General features: G+C 73.3%; 9 protein-coding genes. All 9 read right to left on the minus strand.

The features are described from left to right. Positions 1-4: 4 nt before the first annotated feature. Positions 5-5995: a non-ribosomal peptide synthetase gene (locus OG568_RS23665; protein WP_329533010.1), complete on the minus strand. Its 5991-nt coding sequence runs from the start codon at positions 5993-5995 to the stop codon at positions 5-7. Position 5996: 1 nt separating this feature from the next. Then, on the minus strand, positions 5997-9275 hold the full coding sequence (locus OG568_RS23670; RefSeq protein ID WP_329533011.1) for an amino acid adenylation domain-containing protein: 3279 nt from the start codon (positions 9273-9275) through the stop codon (positions 5997-5999). Continuing rightward, entirely contained in the window at positions 9272-10090 is an 819-nt protein-coding gene (locus tag OG568_RS23675) for a thioesterase II family protein (RefSeq protein ID WP_329533012.1), read from the minus strand. Before OG568_RS23675 ends, OG568_RS23670 begins: the two co-directional genes overlap by 4 nt. Positions 10091-10308: 218 nt before the next feature. Next, the gene (locus OG568_RS23680) at positions 10309-10971 is read right to left on the minus strand and encodes a DUF4097 family beta strand repeat-containing protein (protein ID WP_266437956.1); all 663 of its coding nucleotides are present in this window, start codon (positions 10969-10971) and stop codon (positions 10309-10311) included. 38 nt (positions 10972-11009) lie between these two features. After that, the gene (locus tag OG568_RS23685; RefSeq protein ID WP_329533013.1) at positions 11010-13262 is read right to left on the minus strand and encodes an MMPL family transporter; all 2253 of its coding nucleotides are present in this window, start codon (positions 13260-13262) and stop codon (positions 11010-11012) included. 215 nt (positions 13263-13477) lie between these two features. After that, a complete protein-coding gene (locus tag OG568_RS23690) occupies positions 13478-13771 on the minus strand; it encodes a hypothetical protein (protein WP_434481827.1) in 294 nt (97 codons plus the stop codon). Beyond that, complete coding sequence (locus OG568_RS23695; protein ID WP_266437962.1) at positions 13768-14130, minus strand: ArsR/SmtB family transcription factor; 363 nt, start codon at positions 14128-14130, stop codon at positions 13768-13770. The genes OG568_RS23690 and OG568_RS23695 overlap by 4 nt, the downstream gene beginning before the upstream one ends. Positions 14131-14377: 247 nt before the next feature. After that, on the minus strand, positions 14378-15637 hold the full coding sequence (locus OG568_RS23700; protein WP_329533014.1) for an MFS transporter: 1260 nt from the start codon (positions 15635-15637) through the stop codon (positions 14378-14380). Further along, entirely contained in the window at positions 15634-16608 is a 975-nt protein-coding gene (locus tag OG568_RS23705) for an ornithine carbamoyltransferase (protein ID WP_329533015.1), read from the minus strand. The genes OG568_RS23700 and OG568_RS23705 overlap by 4 nt, the downstream gene beginning before the upstream one ends. Positions 16609-16678 lie beyond the last annotated feature (70 nt).

Genomic DNA, 16678 nt, shown 5'->3' on the forward strand with positions numbered 1-16678 from the left:
TGATCTAGTAGCCGCCCCACTGGACGAGCAGTCGGGCGCGCTCCGCCTCGTCCATCAGGTCGATGCGGTGCACGGGCGTCGCCGGGTCGTCGGCGAAGGCCCGCAGCACCTTCGCGGTGCGGCCGAGGAACTTCGCCGCCTCGCCGGCCCCGTGGGTGTCGGGGCGGTGGCCGAGGCGCAGGGTGAGTGCGCCGCCGGGCCCTGGGACGGCGACCAGGCGCAGTGGATAGTGCGTGGCGTCGTCGACCCCGATGCCGGTGAGCCTGGGGCTCGCGAGGCCGCCGGAGAGGCCGTCGAGGTCGAGCGGGTAGTTGACGAGCATGGTGGTGGTGTCGAACAGCTGGCCGGTGTGGGCGAGTTGCTGGATGCGGCCGAGCCCAAGGTGGTGGTGGTCGATGAGTTCGGCCTGTTCGCTCTGGAGGCGGGCGAACACCTCGAGGAGGCTCGCCCCGCCGGGCACCCGGAGCCGTACGGGCAGGGTGTTGACGAAGAGGCCCACCATGCGTTCCATGCCCGCGAGTTCGGAGGGACGCCCGGAGACGGTGGTGCCGAACACGACGTCGTCGCGTCCGGTGGCGCGGGCCAGGACCAGCGCCCAGGCGCCCTGGAGCAGGGTGTTGAGGGTGAGCCCGTGCCGCCGCGCCTCGTCGGTGAGGCGGCCGAGCAACTCGGCGGGGAGCTCCTCGATGACGGTCTCCTGCGGGACGGGGTCGCGGTCGGCCGCCTCGGGGGCGACCAGCAGCGGGCCCTCGAGTCCGTCGAGGTGTGCCGCCCAGGCGGCCTCGGCGGCGGCGGTGTCCTGTCCGGCGAGCCATTCCAGGTGAGCCACGTGCGGGACGGGCCGGGGCAGGCCTTCGGCGCTGCCGCGCGCCCACAGGGTGAACAGCTCCTCCACGAGGACCGGCGTCGACCAGCCGTCCCAGGCGATGTGGTGCCCGGTGATGATCAACTGGTGTCGTTCGGCGCCGAGCCGCAGCAGTACGAGCCGGAGCAGCGGTGGCCGGGTGAGGTCGAAGCGACGGGCCCGCTCACGGGCGGCCACCGACGCGGCTTCAGCGGCCCGGTCCCGCTCGGGGAGCGCGCCGAGGTCCACCTCGGCCCAGGGCAGGGCCACTTCGCGGTGGACCACCTGGGCCGGGACGGTCAGGCCCTCGTGGTGGAAGCCGGCCCGCAGTGCGGTGTGCCGGGCGACCAGGCGTTCCCCGGCCCGCAGCAGCGCGGCCGTGTCGAGCGGGCCTTCCAGGTCGAGGCGTACCTGCGTGGTGTAGACGTCGAGCCCCTCCCGCGCCTCGGCGGCGTGGAAGAGGAAGCCCTCCTGGAGCGGGGTGAGGGGCAGGATGTCGGCGGGGCTCGGGGCGATGGCCTCCAACTGCTCGATGTCGTCCTGAGTGAGCCTGATCAGCGGCAGGTCGGACGGGGTGCGCCCGCCCGCGCCCGGCCGGTCGGCGAGGAGGGCGAGGGCGTCCAGTTCGGCGAGCCACAGGTGGGTGAGTTCGGCGGTCTCCTCGGGGGTGAAGAGCTCCCCGGGAGTGGTCCACACGGCGTGCAGTTCGGGGCCGGAGGGGGTCTCCTGGGCCAGTACGTGCACTTCGAGGGCGTACGGCGTGGGCATGCCGGGGTCGGCTCCGTGCGGCAGCGCCGCGGACGGCAGGATCCGCCAGCCGCCGCCGGTGGCCGCGGGGTCGTCGCCGATCCTGCCGAGGTAGTTGAACAGGATCTGGGCTCGCGGCAGTCGGGCGTCCGCAGGGTGTGCGCGCAGTTGTTCCTTGACCCGCTTGACCGCGCCGGGCAGGTCGGCGCCCGCGGGGGTGAGCAGGGCCGGGCGGACCTCGGTGAACCAGCCGACCGTGCGGGACAGGTCGCGGGCGTCATCGGTGTCCCGGCCGTGCCCCTCGATGTCGACGGCCACAGACCCCGAGGGGCCGCCCCGCTTGACCCGCCAGGCGTCGACGGCCCGGGCGAGCGCGGTGACCAGGAGATCGTCGGGGCGGCCGTGGAAGGCGGCCGGCACCGCGCCGAGCAGGTCATCGGCGAGGTCGGCCGGGACGACGAGCCGGGTGTGCCGGGCGGAGGCGAAGGTGTCCCGCCCGGGGTCCACGGCGCGCGCGCCGAGCGGCGCCCCGCGGGGGCTCTCCACGGTCAAGGCGTCCTCGGCCGCCCGGCCGCGAGCCCATGTCCGGTAGGAGGCCGGGACCGGGGCGAGGGCAACCGGGCGGCCCTCGATGAGGGCGGCCGTGGCGGCGGCCAGATCCGGCAGGACGATCCGCCAGGACACCCCGTCGATCACCAGGTGGTGTGCGCAGAGCAGGAGTTGGTCCGGTTCGCCGTCGGGGGTGATCAGGCGTACGGCGCGCAGCATCACGCCGCGCTCGGGGGCGAGCCCGGCACGGGCCGCCTCGGCGGCGGCGGTGACGGCGGCCGTACGCTCCGGGGCGCCCTGGTCCGGGAGCTCGGCGCGGGCCAGGCGGATCGGGGTGGCGCCCGGGGCGCCCGGGGCGGGGATCGCGAAGTGCGGCTCGCCGTCGCCGCGCACCAGCGTGGCGCGCAACAGGTCGTGCCGGTCGGCCACGGCCTGTAGGGCAGCGGTGAGGGTACGGTCGTCGAGTCCGGCGGGCAGCTCCACCAGGACGGCCTGATGGAATCCGTCGAACTGACCGCCCCTGGCGAGGAGTTCTTGGCCGAGTGGGCTCAGCGGGGCCGAGCCGAGGCCGGCGTCCGGGGCTTCGGCTGCCGGCTCCGCGGCGGCGTCCCGCGCGGCTTCGGCGAGCGCGGCGGCGGTGCGCAGCCGGAAGACCTCGCGGGCCGTGACGACCAGTCCGGCCTCGCGGGCCCGGGAGACGACCTGCATCGCCATGATGGAGTCGCCGCCCAGGTCGAAGAACGAGTCGTCGGCGCCGATCTCGCAGAGGCCGAGCAGCTCGGCGAAGGCGGCGGTGAAGACCCTCTCGCGGCCACCCGCGGCGCCGCGCCCTGAGCCGGTCGGCGTCTCGGGGGCGGGCAGTGCCTTGCGGTCGGCCTTCCCGTTCGGCGTCAGCGGCAGCTCGTCGAGCACGACGATCGCCGAGGGCATCATGAACTCCGGGAGGACCGCGGCCAGTTCGCCGCGTACCGCTTCCTCGTCGAAGCCGGTGGCCACGACGTACGCGACGATGCGCCGCGCGCCGGGCCGGTCCTCGCGGACGACGACGACCGCCTGGGCGACGTACTCGCAGGCGGTCAGGGCGTTCTCGATCTCGCCGAGCTCGATGCGCAGGCCGCGCACCTTCACCTGGTGGTCGGTGCGGCCCACGTAGTCCAGTACGCCGTCGGCGCGCCAGCGCACCAGGTCACCCGTGCGGTACATGCGTGAGCCGGGCGCCCCGAACGGGTTGGCCACGAATCGCTCGGCGGTCAGGCCCGGGCGGCCCGCGTAGCCGCGCGCGAGGCCGGTGCCCGCCAGATACAGCTCGCCCGCGACCCCGGCCGGGACCGGGCGCAGGCCGCCGTCCAGGACGTACACCTGGGTGTTGGTGATCGGCGCGCCGATCGGCACCGAGCGGGCGTCCGGCTCGGGGCGGCACTCCCAGGAGGTGACGTCGACGGAGGCCTCGGTCGGCCCGTACAGATTGTGCAGCCCGACGTCCGGCAGCACCTCGTGGAAGCGGAGCTGCTGGTCGAGCGGGAGCGCCTCGCCGCTGCACACCACGCGCAGCAGGCCGGTGCAGCGCGCGGCGGCGGGTTCGCGCAGGAACGCGGCGAGCATCGACGGCACGAAGTGCACGGTGGTGACCCGGTGCCGGACGATCAGCTCGGCGAGCTGCTCGGCGTCCTTGTGGGCGTCCGGTGGCGCGACGACGAGGGTGGCGCCTTCGAGCAGCGGCCAGAAGAACTCCCACACGGAGACGTCGAAGCCCGCCGGGGTCTTCTGGAGCACCCGGTCCCGGGCGGTGAGACGGTAGCGCTCCTGCATCCAGCCGAGCCGGTTGACGATCCCCCGGTGCGGCACCGCGACGCCCTTGGGGCGGCCGGTCGAGCCCGAGGTGAAGATCGTGTACGCCGTGTCGTCGAGGGACGCGGCCGGGTGGCCGTGTGCGGTGGGCCGGGTCCGGGGCAGCCCCGACAGGTCGAGGGTGTCGAGGTGGCGGACCGGGACGTCGGTGGCGGGCAGCCGGACGGCCGTGCCGGTGGTGGTGAGCACGGCGACCGGGGCGCCGTCCTCGAGGAGCTGGGCGATGCGGCCCGCCGGGTAGTCCGGATCGACGGGCAGATAGGCGGCGCCCGCCTTCAGCACGGCGTACAGGGCGACGACCAGTTCGAGGGAGCGCCGCACGGCGACCGCGACGAGCCGGTCGGGGCCCGCCCCGTCGGCGATCAGCTGCCGGGCCAGCTGGTTGGCCCGGACGTCGAGTTCGCGGTAGGTGAGCGAGGTGTCGCCGAAGACGACGGCGGTGGCGTCGGGCGTGCGGTCGGCCTGTGCCTCGAAGCGCTCGATAAGCGTGGCGGTGGGCCGCGGGCCCTCGGTGGCGTTCCAGGTGGTGAGCAGCCGGTGCCGCTCCTCCTCGGACAGTACGTCGATGGCGCCGACCGGGCGGGTGGGCTCGGCGGCGATGGCCTCCAGGACGCGGATGAGCCGGTCGAGCAGGGTCGTCGCCTCGGCGGCGCCGACGACGTCGGTGCGGTGGCCGAGGCGGAGGTCGAGCCCGTCGCCGGGGGTGACGGCGAGCCGCAGCGGGTAGTGCGTGGCGTCACCGACGCCGTAACCGGTGAGGCGGAGCCCGCCGCGCGAGAGCAGGCCGTCGAGGGCCGTGTGGTCGAGCGGGAAGTTCTGGAAGACGGTGGTGGTGTCGAAGAGGGTGCCGTGCCCGGCGGCCCGCTGGACGCTCACGAGGCCGAGGTGGTGGTGGTCGAGCAGTTCGGCCTGTTCGGCCTGGAGCCGGGCGAGCGCGGTCAGGGCGGGCTCGTCCTCATGGAGCCGGATCCGGACCGGGACGGTGTTGAGGAGCATCCCCACCATCCGTTCCGCTCCCGCGAGCTGCGCCGGACGGCCGGAGACCGTGCCGCCGAGGACGATGTCGTCGCGGCCGGTGAGCCGGCCGAGCAGCAGGCCCCAGGCGAACTGGACCACCGTGTTGGCGGTGACGCCGTGCACGCGGCCGTGCTCGGCGAGCCGGTCGGCGACCGCGGCGGGGAGCTGCGCCCTGACCTCGTCCTGCGGGGCGGGCGGCAGGTCGGCCGCGTGCGGGGCGTACAGGGTGGGTTCGGCGAGCCCGTCGAGCGCGGCCGCCCAGGCCTTCTCGGCGCCCGGCCGGTCCTGGGCACGCTGCCAGGCGAGGAAGGAGCGGTACGGGACGGCCGGGGGCAGTGCCGCGTCCGGGCCGTCGGCGTACAGCGTGAACAGCTCGGTCAGCAGCAGCGGCACCGACCAGCCGTCCCACAGGATGTGGTGGGCGGTCAGCACCAGCCGGTGCCGCCCGGTGTCGAGCCCGAGCAGCGCGAACCGCAGCAGCGGCGGACGCGACAGGTCGAAGCCCCGGGTGCGCTGGGCCGCGGCGAGCCGGGCGGCCTCGTCCTCGCGCTCGTCCTCGCCGAGTCCGTCGAGGTCGAACTCCTCCCAGGCGAGGGGCACATGCCGGTGCACCAGTTGGACCGGACGCTTGAGCCCCGCGTGCCGGAAGGCGGCGCGCAGCGCGGTGTGCCGGGCGATCAGCCGCTCGGCGGCCGAGCGGAGCGCGGCCCGGTCGAGCGCACCCTGCAGGTCGATCCGGATCTGAGTGGCGTACGCGTCCACGGCGCCCGCGGCCCGCGCGTCGGCGGCGTGGAGCAGGAAACCCTCCTGGAGCGGGGAGAGCGGCAGCAGCTCCTCGATGCCCTCGGGGAGGGCGCGGGCAGGGCGCGCGGCGGGCGCGGATCTTGATGCCTCGACGGCCGGGACCGGCCCGCGTGGCGTCTCCCGCGGCGTCTCCCGTGCTGTGTTCGGTGCCGTGTTCTGTGCCGTGTTCTGTGCCGTCGGTGTCATGTCAGTGCCCCGCTTCCACGGCCAGGTCGGCGTCGGCCAGGCCGAGCTCGTCGGCGAACCCGGCTTCCAGTACGGCCAGTTCGTCGTCGTCCAGCTCGATGAGCGGCTCGTCGGAGAGGGCCGGGGCAGCCGGCGCCGGCCGTGCGGACTCGGCGATCGCGGCGGCCGTGCGCAGCCGGAAGACGTCGCGGGAGCTGATCACCAAGCCGGCCTCGCGGACCCGGGCGACCACCTGCATCGCCATGATGGAGTCGCCGCCCAGTTCGAAGAAGGAGTCCTCGACGCCGGCCCCGGCGATGCCGAGGACCTGCTGGAAGGCGGCCGCGAGGATCTCCTCACGGGCGCCGGCCGGGCCCCGGCCGCCTCCCGCGGTGGGGGCCTCGGGGGCGGGCAGCGCCGCACGGTCGACCTTGCCGTTCGGCGTCAGCGGCAGCTCGTCGAGCGCCACGATCGCCGAGGGCACCATGAACTCGGGTAGCCCGCCCGAGAGTTCGGCGGCCAGCCGCTCCGGCCGGAGGTCCTCGCCGACGACGTACGCCACCAGGCGGCGGGCACCGGGGCGGTCCTCGCGGACGAGGACGATCGTCCCGGCCACGCCGTCGAGCGCCATCAGGGCGGCCTCGATCTCGCCGAGCTCGATGCGGAAGCCGCGCACCTTCACCTGGTGGTCGGTGCGGCCCACGTACGCGAGTACGCCGTCGGCGCGCCAGCGCACCAGGTCACCGGTGCGGTACATGCGCGAGCCGGGCGCCCCGAACGGGTCGGCGACGAACCGCTCGGCGGTCAGACCCGGGCGGCGCACATAGCCGCGCGCCAGGCCCGCGCCCGCCAGGTACAGCTCGCCCGCGACCCCGGCCGGGACCGGGCGCAGGCCGCCGTCCAGGACGTACGCCCGCATGTTGTCGAGGGCGGCACCGATCGGCGGCACGTCGTCGACGGTGTCGAGCGGGAAGTGGGTGGCGTAGGTGGTGGTCTCGGTCGGCCCGTAGACATGGGCGAGCGCGAGCTCGGGGCAGGCCTCGCGGACCCGGCGCATGGCGGCGGGGGTGGCGGCCTCGCCACCGGTCAGGACGGTGCGCAGGGGCGCGAAGGCGGCCGGGTCCTCCCCCGCGATCAGGTTGAACAGGGCGGTGGTCAGGAAGACCCCGGTGAGACCGTGGCGGGCGGCGAGCTCCCGCAGGCCCGGCGCGTCGAGCCCGGCGGGCGGAGCCACGACGATCCGGCCGCCGGAGAGCAGCGGCACCCAGATCTCGTAGGTGGAGGCGTCGAAGGCGTGCGGGGAGTGCATGAGCAGGCGCTCGTGGGCGCCGCCCCGCCAGCGCCGGTCGGCGGCGAACGCGGCCACGTCGCGGTGCGCGACGGCGACACCCTTGGGCACGCCCGTCGAGCCGGAGGTGTAGATGACGTACGCCAACTGGGCGCTGTCGATGGGGATTTCCAGGTTGCCGGGATCGGCGTCGGCATCGGCGGCGTGGGCGGTGGTGCCGGCGACCCGCAGGACGGTGACGTCGGCGGCGAAGCCGAGGGCCGCGTCGTCCCGGTCGGTGATCAGGACCGGGGCACCGGTGTCCTGGAGCACCCAGCCCATCCGCTCCGGCGGGTACCCGGCGTGCAGCGGCACGTACGCGGCGCCGGACTTGACGACGGCGAGGGTCGCCACGACGACGTCCGGCGAGCGTTCCAGGAGCATCGCGACGGGGGTCTCCGCGCCGACGCCCAGCGCGGTGAGGCGGCGGGCGAGGGCGTTGGCACGGGAGTTGAGCTCCCGGTAGGTGATCTCCCGCTCGCCCGCGGCGATCGCGACCGCGTCGGGGGTGCGGGCGGCCTGCCGCTCGAAGAGGGCGGCGAGACTGTCGTCCGGCACCGGGTACGCGGTGTCGTTCCAGCCGTCGAGGAGCTGGGCCAGGGAGTCGGCCGGCAGCAGGTCGACCGTGGCGAAGGAGCGGTCGGGTGTCTCGGTGACCTCCTCCAGGAAGTGCAGGAACCACTCCTGGCAGGCGGCGAGGTCGGCGTCGGTGTAGCGCTCGGGGTTGCCGTCGAAGTCGATGCGCAGGCCGGTGCCGTCGCCCCGGTCGTAGAGGGCGACGGACAGGTTGTCGACCGGGCCGAGGCCCAGGTTGTGGATGTCGGCGCGACAGCCCGCGAACCTCAGCTCGTAGTCGAACGCCATGATGTTGACGACCGGGCCCATCAGGCCCTGGTCGCTGCCGGTCAGGCCCAGGTCGCGGCGGAGGTCCTCGTAGCGGGCCCGCTGGTGCTTGAGCGCGCCGCGCGCCTCCCGGGTGACCCGGGGCATCAGCTCACGCATGGAGTCGCCCGGGGCGACCTCGATGCGCAGCGGCAGCACGTTGGAGGCGAGCAGCGGAGTGCGGCGGATCGCGGGGGTGGCGCGGCCCGTGACCGGGAGGCCGACGACGACCTCGCGCTGTCCGGTGACGCGGTGCAGGAACGCGGCGGTGGCGGCGACGGCGAACAGCGGCCAGCGGGTACGGCAGCCGCGCGCGGCCACGGCGAGGTGGTCGGCGTACTCCTGCGGCAGCCTGCTGGTGCGGCGGATCCGCACGGCGGGCGGGGCCGCCGCGGCGCCGGGGCCGCCGGAAAGGTGGTCGCTGAGCAGCGCGGGTGCGGGCATCCCGGCGAGCCGCCCGCTCCAGTACTCCCGGTCGTCGCCGGCCTGTTCGCCCGCGCGGTACGCGGCGTCCTCGGCGAGGGTCTCGGCGAGCGGGGCGAACGGTTCGAGGCCGCCCTCGACGGCGGTGGTGCCCGCCAGCTCCGTGTAGGCGTCGGCGACCTTGCGGGAGATCAGCGAGCCTCCGAAGCCGTCGATGAGGATGTGGTGGACGCGCTGGTAGTAGAGGAAGCGGTCGTCGGCGACGCGGAACAGCGCGAACGTACTGAGGTGGCCCTCGGCCAGGTCGATCGGGCGCTCCATGTCGTCGTCGATCCACGCCCGGGCGGCGTCGAACGCCTCCGGTTCGGTGCGCAGGTCGAAGTACGGGAGCCCGGGCAGCGGCCCGTCGTCGACGAGCTGCCAGAGGCCCCCGTCGGGGTCCTCGACGACGCGGCGGACCCGCAGCGTCTCGGCGTCCGTGAGGAGCCGGTGCCAGGCGGCCTCCATCAGCTTCGGGTCGAGCTCGCCCGTGATGTCGAAGTACTCGGCGATGTTGTAGGCGAAGCCGGTGCGGTCGAGGCCGTGCGCGAACCAGACTCCGGTCTGCGGCACCGACAGCGGCAGCCGCCGCAGGGCGGGAGCGGGCGGGTCGGACGGGTGGCGGTTCACGGGCGGGTCCCCCTGTCGGCGGGTGCGGTCACGGTCGTCGCGCGGACGGTCCCGGGCAGTTGGGCGGCGAGCCGGTCGGTGAGCAGCTGCATCAATTGCTCACCCGCCGTCTCCAGGTAGAAGTGGCCGCCGGGCAGGGTGTGCACCTCGTGTCCGGCCACGGTGTGCCGCGCCCACTGGGCGGCGTCGTCCGGTGTGCAGGAGCGGTCGCTGTCGCCGGTGACGACGGTGACCGGGCAGGTCAGCGGGGCGCCCGCGGTGAACCGGTACTTCTCGATGAGGCGGAAGTCACCGCGCAGCACGGGCAGCGTCAGCTCACGCAGCTCGGGGTTGTCGAGCAGGGCGGCCCCGGCGCCGCCGAGGGCGCGTACGTACTCCATGGCATCGGCGTCGCCGCTGAAGCTCAGGGCGCGGCTGATATCGATGTGCGGGGCCTTGCGGGCGGAGACGAACAGCCGGATGGGGGCACCCGGGTGGGTGGCGCGCAGCCGGCGCGCGGTCTCGAACGCGACGGTGCCGCCCATGCTGTGGCCGAAGAACGCGGCGGGCTTGTCCAGGCGCGGTCTGATGGCCTCGGTGACACCTGCGGCGAGCTCTTCGAGGGTCTCGGCGAGCGGTTCGCCGTAGCGGTCCTGGCGGCCCGGGTACTGAACGGCCACCAGCTCGATGTCCGGCGGAGCGAGCCGGGCCAGCTCGCGAAAGGTGCTGGCCGCGCCGCCCGCGTGCGGGAAACAGAACAGCCGCAGTCTGGCGGCCGGACGGACGGCGAACACCCGCAACCAGTCGGTGCCGGTGGCGGCCTGGACAACAGTCATGAGCGCGGCAACTCCCTGCTCGTCAGCGGTGGTTCGGTGGAGGCGGTGAGATGCACCGCGACAACGGTGAAGCCCCGGACGGATATCCGTCCGGGGCTTCACTCTGCCGGGAGTGCCTATATTTTTCCGTTACGCGACCATGACGGGGGACGTGAAGGCCCCGTACGGAGACGGCCCTCCAGGAGTCTCGTGAACTGCCGGTTCCCGACAGGACTTGGCTAGGCGGACTGGACGGTGACGTCGCCGCCCGCGCTGTGCGCCTTGACCTTGTTGGCCGAGCCGTCGTTGACCGGCACGTCGACCTTCTTGTTGCCGCCGTCGGTGGAGGCGTCGACGGCGTACGAGCCCTTGGGGAGTTTGACCGTCACGTTGCCGCCCTCGCTGTCGGCGTTGACGCTGGCGGGTGCCGTGCCGAAGGCCACGTCGACGTTGCCGCCGCCGGTCTTGGCGACGACGGTGCCGCCGAGGCCGGTGCCGGTGATGTTGCCGCCGCCGGTGCTGGCGTCGACCTTGACGCCGGCCGGCACCTCGATGCGGTAGTCCACGGAGCACTTGGAGGAGGAGCCGCCGCAGTCGCCGCCCTTGAGGGCCAGCGCGCCGCCGGAGACGGAGTGCTCGGTCTTCGGCTTGCTGTCGCTGTACTCCAACCGCTCGGTCACCTTGATCGCGCTGCCGGTGCCGGCCACGATCTCGATGTTCCCGCCGTTGTTGTCGACGCTCACCCCGGTGACCTTGTCGGTCACGTCGTACGACTGGCTGGAGCTGGAGGCGGACTTGCCGAGGCCGTCCGACTCCTGGCACCCGGTGGTGACGACCGCCGCGGCCGCCACGGTCACCGCGCACACGACGAACTTCTTGAGGCTCCTGCTGTCAATGCTCACGAGGATCTACCTTCTCATCTTCCGTGCGGGGGGTCGGCTTATCGGCGGGACGTGGCGAGGTCGGCGGACTCCGCCTCGGGCGCGGCGAGTTCGCCGGTGGCGGAGACGGGCGCCGGGGTGGCGGCCTGCGGGCGCTTGCCCCAGGCGCGGTCGCCGAGGAGGGTCAGCGCGGCAGGCAGGAGCAGGCCGCGGACGATGGTCGCGTCGATGGCGATCGCGGCGGCCATGCCGACGCCGAGCATCTTGTACTCGATGCCGGACATCGTGGCGAAGAGCGCGAAGACGGAGATCATCACGACCGCGGCGCTGGTGACGACGCCGGCGCTGGAGCCGACCCCGCTGACCACCGCGTCCTTGGCGCTGTCGCCGCGCTGCCACAGCTCGCGGACCCGGCTGAGGATGAAGACGTGGTAGTCCATGCTCAGGCCGAACAGGATCACGAACATGAAGAGCGGGAGCCAGCTGACGATTCCGCCGTAGGAGTCGAAGCCGAGCAGACCGCCCAGGCCGCCGTTCTGGAAGCCGAGGACGACCAGGCCGTAGGCCGCCCCGATGGAGAGCAGGTTGAGCGCGATGGAGACGAGGGCGACGACCGGCGCGCGGAAGGCGAGGGTCAGCACGACCAGCGCGAGGACCAGGACGAAGGCGAAGACCCAGGGGGCGCGGCCGCTGAGCGCGGAGGCGAAGTCGTGCTGTCCGGCGATGGAGCCGGTGACGGCGTACTCCAGGCCCTTGGTGTCCTTGAAGGCCTTCGGCAGGGCGTCGTCGCGGAGCGTCCTGAGCGCGTCGGTGGAGACCTTGTCGGTGCCGGAACCGGCCAGCGGAACCTTGATGACCAGGGCCTCGCCGACCTTGTGGGTGGAGATCTGCTCGCCGAGGGCCGGGCTGTCGGCGGCCTCGCGGCGCAGTTCGGCGACGGCCGCGTCGGCCTTGCCGGTGGTGGCGCCCTCGCCCCAGACGACGACCGAGGCCGGGGCGGGACCGCCGGGGAAGGCCTCCTGAATGCGGACGCCGGCGTCGACGGCCTCGATGGAGCGCGGCAGCGAGCGGGTCTGGCCCGGGTCGGAGAGCTTCATGTGGAGCGCCGGCGCGGCCAGGGCGAGCAGCAGGACCACGGCGGCGCCGCCCATCAGCAGCGGCCTGCGCACCACGCCGCGGGCGATGGCGGTCCAGGTACGGGACTCGGTGGCGGCGGTGCGGCGGCGGCCCAGGAAGGGGATGCGCAGCGCGTCGACGCGGCGGCCGAGCAGGGAGAGGGTGGCGGGCAGTACGGTGACCGAGCCGAGGACGGCGAGGCCGACCACGAGAACGGTGCCGACGGCCATGCCGTTGAAGACGTCGATGCCGGTGATGAAGAGCCCGGCGACGGAGAGCATCACGGTGATACCGGAGACGACGACCGCGTGGCCGGAGGTGCGGGCGCTGGCCTCCAGGGCCTCGATGGCGGACCTGCCCGCGGCGCGCTCCTCGCGTTCGCGGCGCAGGTAGAAGAGCGAGTAGTCGACGCCGACCGCCATGCCGATCAGCAGGACCACGGAGGAGACCGTGCTGTTGGCGGGGATGAAGTTGCCCACGACGCCGAGCAGGCCGAGGGCGGCGAGCACCGAGGTGACGGCGAGCAGCACCGGGATGCCGGCGGCGACCAGGGCGCCGAAGACCACCAGCAGGATGATCAGGGTGAGCGGCAGCGAGGTCAGCTCCGCCTTGGCGAGGTCCTTGTCGGCGGCGTCGTTGACGGCCGTCTGCAGGGACAGGTCGCCGGCCTCGGCGATGCGCACGTCCGGGTGGGCGGCCTTGGTCTTCTGCACGGCGGCGAGCACCGATTCGAAGTGCGCGTCGACCTGCTCCTCGGGGCCCGCGACGGTGAGGCCGACCAGGCCGGAGTGGCCGTCCTTGGAGATCTGCTCCGCGCCCTCGGCGCCGAGGGGGGACGCCACGTCGGTGGCGGCGCCGCCGATCGCCTTCAGGTTGGCGACCAGGTCCCGGGCGGCCTGCTGCAGCTTGGCGTCGTCGGCGAACCTCGCGGAGGTCCGGTTCTTGGCCTCGACCAGCACGGACTCCTGGTAGGGCTCCTCGACGTCCTGGTCGCGGATGATTTTCTGGGCCCGGCCGGACTCACCGGGGTCGGAGGTCTGCGCGCCGGACCCGGCCGCACCGCCGATCAGCACGGCGAGCACCACCAGCAGGAGCCAGCCCCCGATCGTCTTCTTGGCATTGCGGGCGGACCAGCCGGCGACCCGTACGGTCAGCGGCCTGCGCCCTTCCCCCAGCGGTGACGTGGGGGGTGTCATGCTCGGCATGAGATGGTCTCCTATGCAGGGGAGTGCAGTGCGGTAGCGGACGCACGCCGGCCGGGGTCACGGCCTTCGGTTCCTAGGCCTTGCCGTGACACCAAGATCGGCTGTGCGGGACTTTCGTGTATTCCCTTGCCCGGGCCGCGCCACCGAGCGCCAACTCGGTGGTGCGGCCCACGGCACGCAGGGGGGTGGGACCAGGCCGCTCGGCCCTATTCGATCTCGCGCATCATCTTCTCCATCGAGACGATGGCCTGACGCGCCTGCGTGAGCTCTTCGGACGTACGGCGGTGAAGCTCCACGTTGTCCTCGAGCAGTTGGGCGTACTTGGCGGTGAGCCGGCGGTACTCGTCCTCCCGGGCGGCCAGCATGCGGGCCCGCCAGGTGGCGGCGATCTGCCAGACGATCACGATCAGCAGCAGGAAGACGCCGCCCGACGCCACGAGGCCCGTCGAGTCGCCGCTCCACGGATCACTGGCCAGCTTCACCGTCTCGTACCCGTTCACTTCGCTCCCTTTGTGGTGCTCGCGGTCTCGTTCTTGCTCTCGTCCTGATCGGTCAGGGTCCGGGCCGCGTCGGCCACGGTCTCGGGGGTCAGATGCAGGACGAAGGGGGTGACTTCGAAGTACTTCATCGCCTTACCGCCCTCCGACAGTTCGAGTACTCCGGTCACGAGCCCTGCCGCCTCGAGGCGCTGCAGATGCATATGGAGCAGCGGGCGGCTCATACCGATCTCGCGGGCGAGCCGGCTGACGTAGTTACGCCCCTCCGACAGCGCCGCGATGATCCGCATCCGGTGCGGATTCCCGAGCGCTGCCAGCATCTGCAACACCTCATCACCGGTCGGGGTCAGGAATGTTTCCATCGCGACCTCTTTCATGTGTAAGAAAACCATGACAGGTGCCCGAGGTACCTGTCAACAGTTTCTTACACGTGAAAGACAGACGCTGTGGAGTTGTCCCGCCGCGCCGCATGGCGGAGCACCGGACCCATGGGGGCGTCCGGTGCTCCGAGCCTTCCGTGCGGCTCTATATCCCTTCGATATTCGGGTATGCCGACGACGGGCACCCGGAGTCGGCCCACGCCGCCGGGTGCCCGCCGACCGGGCCGGATCAGCCCTGCCGCTCCTCCGCGCCCATGCCGCGCACCGCGGGCGTGGCCAGGGCCACGAGGGCGAGGACGGCCATCGCGGCGGCCACGCCCAGAACGCTCCGGTACGTGCCCGCCGCGGCCAGCAGCAGCCCGCCGGCCAGGGCTCCCAGCGAGTTCATGCCGGAGCCGACGAGGCCGAACACGCTCATCGCGCGGCCCTGCATCTCGTCCGGGGTCACCCGGACCTGGTGCACCCCGGCGGCCACGTTGAGCAGCGCCCCGGCCCAGCTGGTGCCCGCGCACAGCGCGCCGAGTACCACCGGCTGCCCGGTCAGCGCGATCCCGGCGATCAGGCCCGCCCAGCCGAGCAGCGCACCGATCAGGATCGCGGGCAGCGGCAGCCGCTTCATGAACCAGGAGGCGGTCAGCGCGCCCAGGACGCCGCCGACGCCCTCGATGATCCCGATGACGGCCATGTACGAAGGCGGGTACCCGCCCTCCTTGACGATCAGCACCAGGGCCAGATTGAGGATCTGGAACAGCAGGTTGCTGCCGCCGACGATGACGATCGCGGCCCGCATGAAGCGCTGTCGCCACACCCAGGCGATGCCCTCGCCGATCTCGGCCCGCATCGACCGTCCGGCCTCCTCGTCCCGCTCGTCCTGGAACGACTTGGGGATGAGCAGCAGCGTGACCAGCGCGAAGAAGTGGGTGAACGCGGCCACCCCGAACGGCAGCCAGCGGAACGCCTGGAAGAGGACCGCCGCGCTCGGCTGCCCGAGCAGCCCGGCGGCCTGGCCGCGCGCCTCGTTCTGCGACAGCGCGGCCGACAGGTGGTCGGGGTGCACGACGTGGCGTACGGCGGCCCGCTCGGCGAGCTTGTAGAAGATCACCGCGCCGCCCTCCAGGAACGCCGCGGCCATCACGTGCGGCACCGACAGCACCCCGAACCACAGCGCGGCGGCCAAACTGCCCATCGAGACGAGCCCGACCGCGTCGCACACCACCATCAGCCGCCGCCGGTCCCAACGGTCCACCAGCGCGCCGGCCGGCAGCAGCAGGAGCAGCTGTGGCAACAGTGCCGCCGAGCCGACCAGGCCGGCGTCGGCGGGCGAGCCCGTGTACCAGAGCATCAGCAGCGGGTACGCGGAGACCGCGGCTCGGACGCCGAACTGGGACAGTCCCGCACCGGACCACAGCAGCAGGAAGTTCTTGTTGCGGCGCAGCGGGGGCGGCTTCTCGGTCTCCTCGGGGACCTCGGCCTGATCGAGCAGGGTCACCGGCCCGCCGCCACGGCCATCGGCTCGGAACACGGGACGCCGCCGACGGTGCCGAGGCGGCACCACTCCAGGACCGCCATCGCGCTGTGCATCTTGTTCTCCGCCTGGTCGAAGGCGATGCTGTGGCGCCCGTCCAGGACGTCGGCGGCCACCTCCTCGCCGCGGTGCGCGGGCAGGTCGTGCATGAAGACCGCGCGCGGGCTGGTCTTCCACAGGTCGGCGGTGACCCGGAACGGCAGGAAGCCGGCGCGCCAGTTGGGGTCGGCCTTGGCGGTGCCGGTGGTCTGCCAGCGCGTGGTGTAGATGACGTCGAAGTCGCCCGGGAGGGCGTCCATGTGGTGGTGCTCGACGACCGACGAGCCGGTCCGGGCGGCCTGTTCGTCCGCCCGGCGCCGTACCTGCCCGGCCAGCCCGTACCCCTGGGGCGTCCGCAGCTCCAGCGTGGTGCCGTTGAAGCGGCTCAGGCCGAGGGCGAGCGCGGCGGCGGTGTTGTTGCCCTCGCCGAGGTACAGCACCCGCAGCCCGTCGACCCGGCCGAACCGCCGCAGCAGCGTGGTGAGATCGGTGAGGCCCTGCGTGGGGTGCTCGTCCGCGCTCATCGCGTTGACCACCGACATCCGCCGCTGTGCGGCCCAGCCGCGCAGCTCGGCGGGGTCGCCCGCGGTCCGTGCGACCAGCACGTCCAGCATCCGGGAGAAGACCCGGCCGGTGTCCTCGGTGGTCTCGCCGGTGTTCAGCTGCAGGTCGTCCGGCCCGTACGAGAGGATCTGGCCGCCGAGCCGCAGCGCCCCGGCCGAGAAGGCGGTACGGGTCCGAGTGGAGGTCTTGCGGAAGTAGACGCCGGTGACGGTGCCGGCCAGCGGGCCTCCGTGGGCGGCGGTGCCGGCGGAGAAGTCGGCGCCGCGGGCCACGATCGCGCGGAGTTCGGCGTCGGAGAGGTCGTCGAGGGAGATGAGGTGCCGAGGGGTCACTGTGTGCTCCTGGGTGCGTCGATGGCGGCCGGTCCGACGGGGTGGACCAACGAGGCCCTGCCGGACCGGC

It is taken from the genome of Streptomyces sp. NBC_01450 (assembly GCF_036227505.1).
GTDB lineage: Bacteria > Actinomycetota > Actinomycetes > Streptomycetales > Streptomycetaceae > Streptomyces.

Coding starts and splice junctions, on each gene's coding strand:
- OG568_RS23665 (WP_329533010.1), bottom strand. CDS start 5,995: ATGACACCGACGGCACAGAACACGGCACAGAACACGGCACCGAACACA.
- OG568_RS23675 (WP_329533012.1), bottom strand. CDS start 10,090: ATGACTGTTGTCCAGGCCGCCACCGGCACCGACTGGTTGCGGGTGTTC.
- OG568_RS23685 (WP_329533013.1), bottom strand. CDS start 13,262: ATGACACCCCCCACGTCACCGCTGGGGGAAGGGCGCAGGCCGCTGACC.
- OG568_RS23695 (WP_266437962.1), bottom strand. CDS start 14,130: ATGGAAACATTCCTGACCCCGACCGGTGATGAGGTGTTGCAGATGCTG.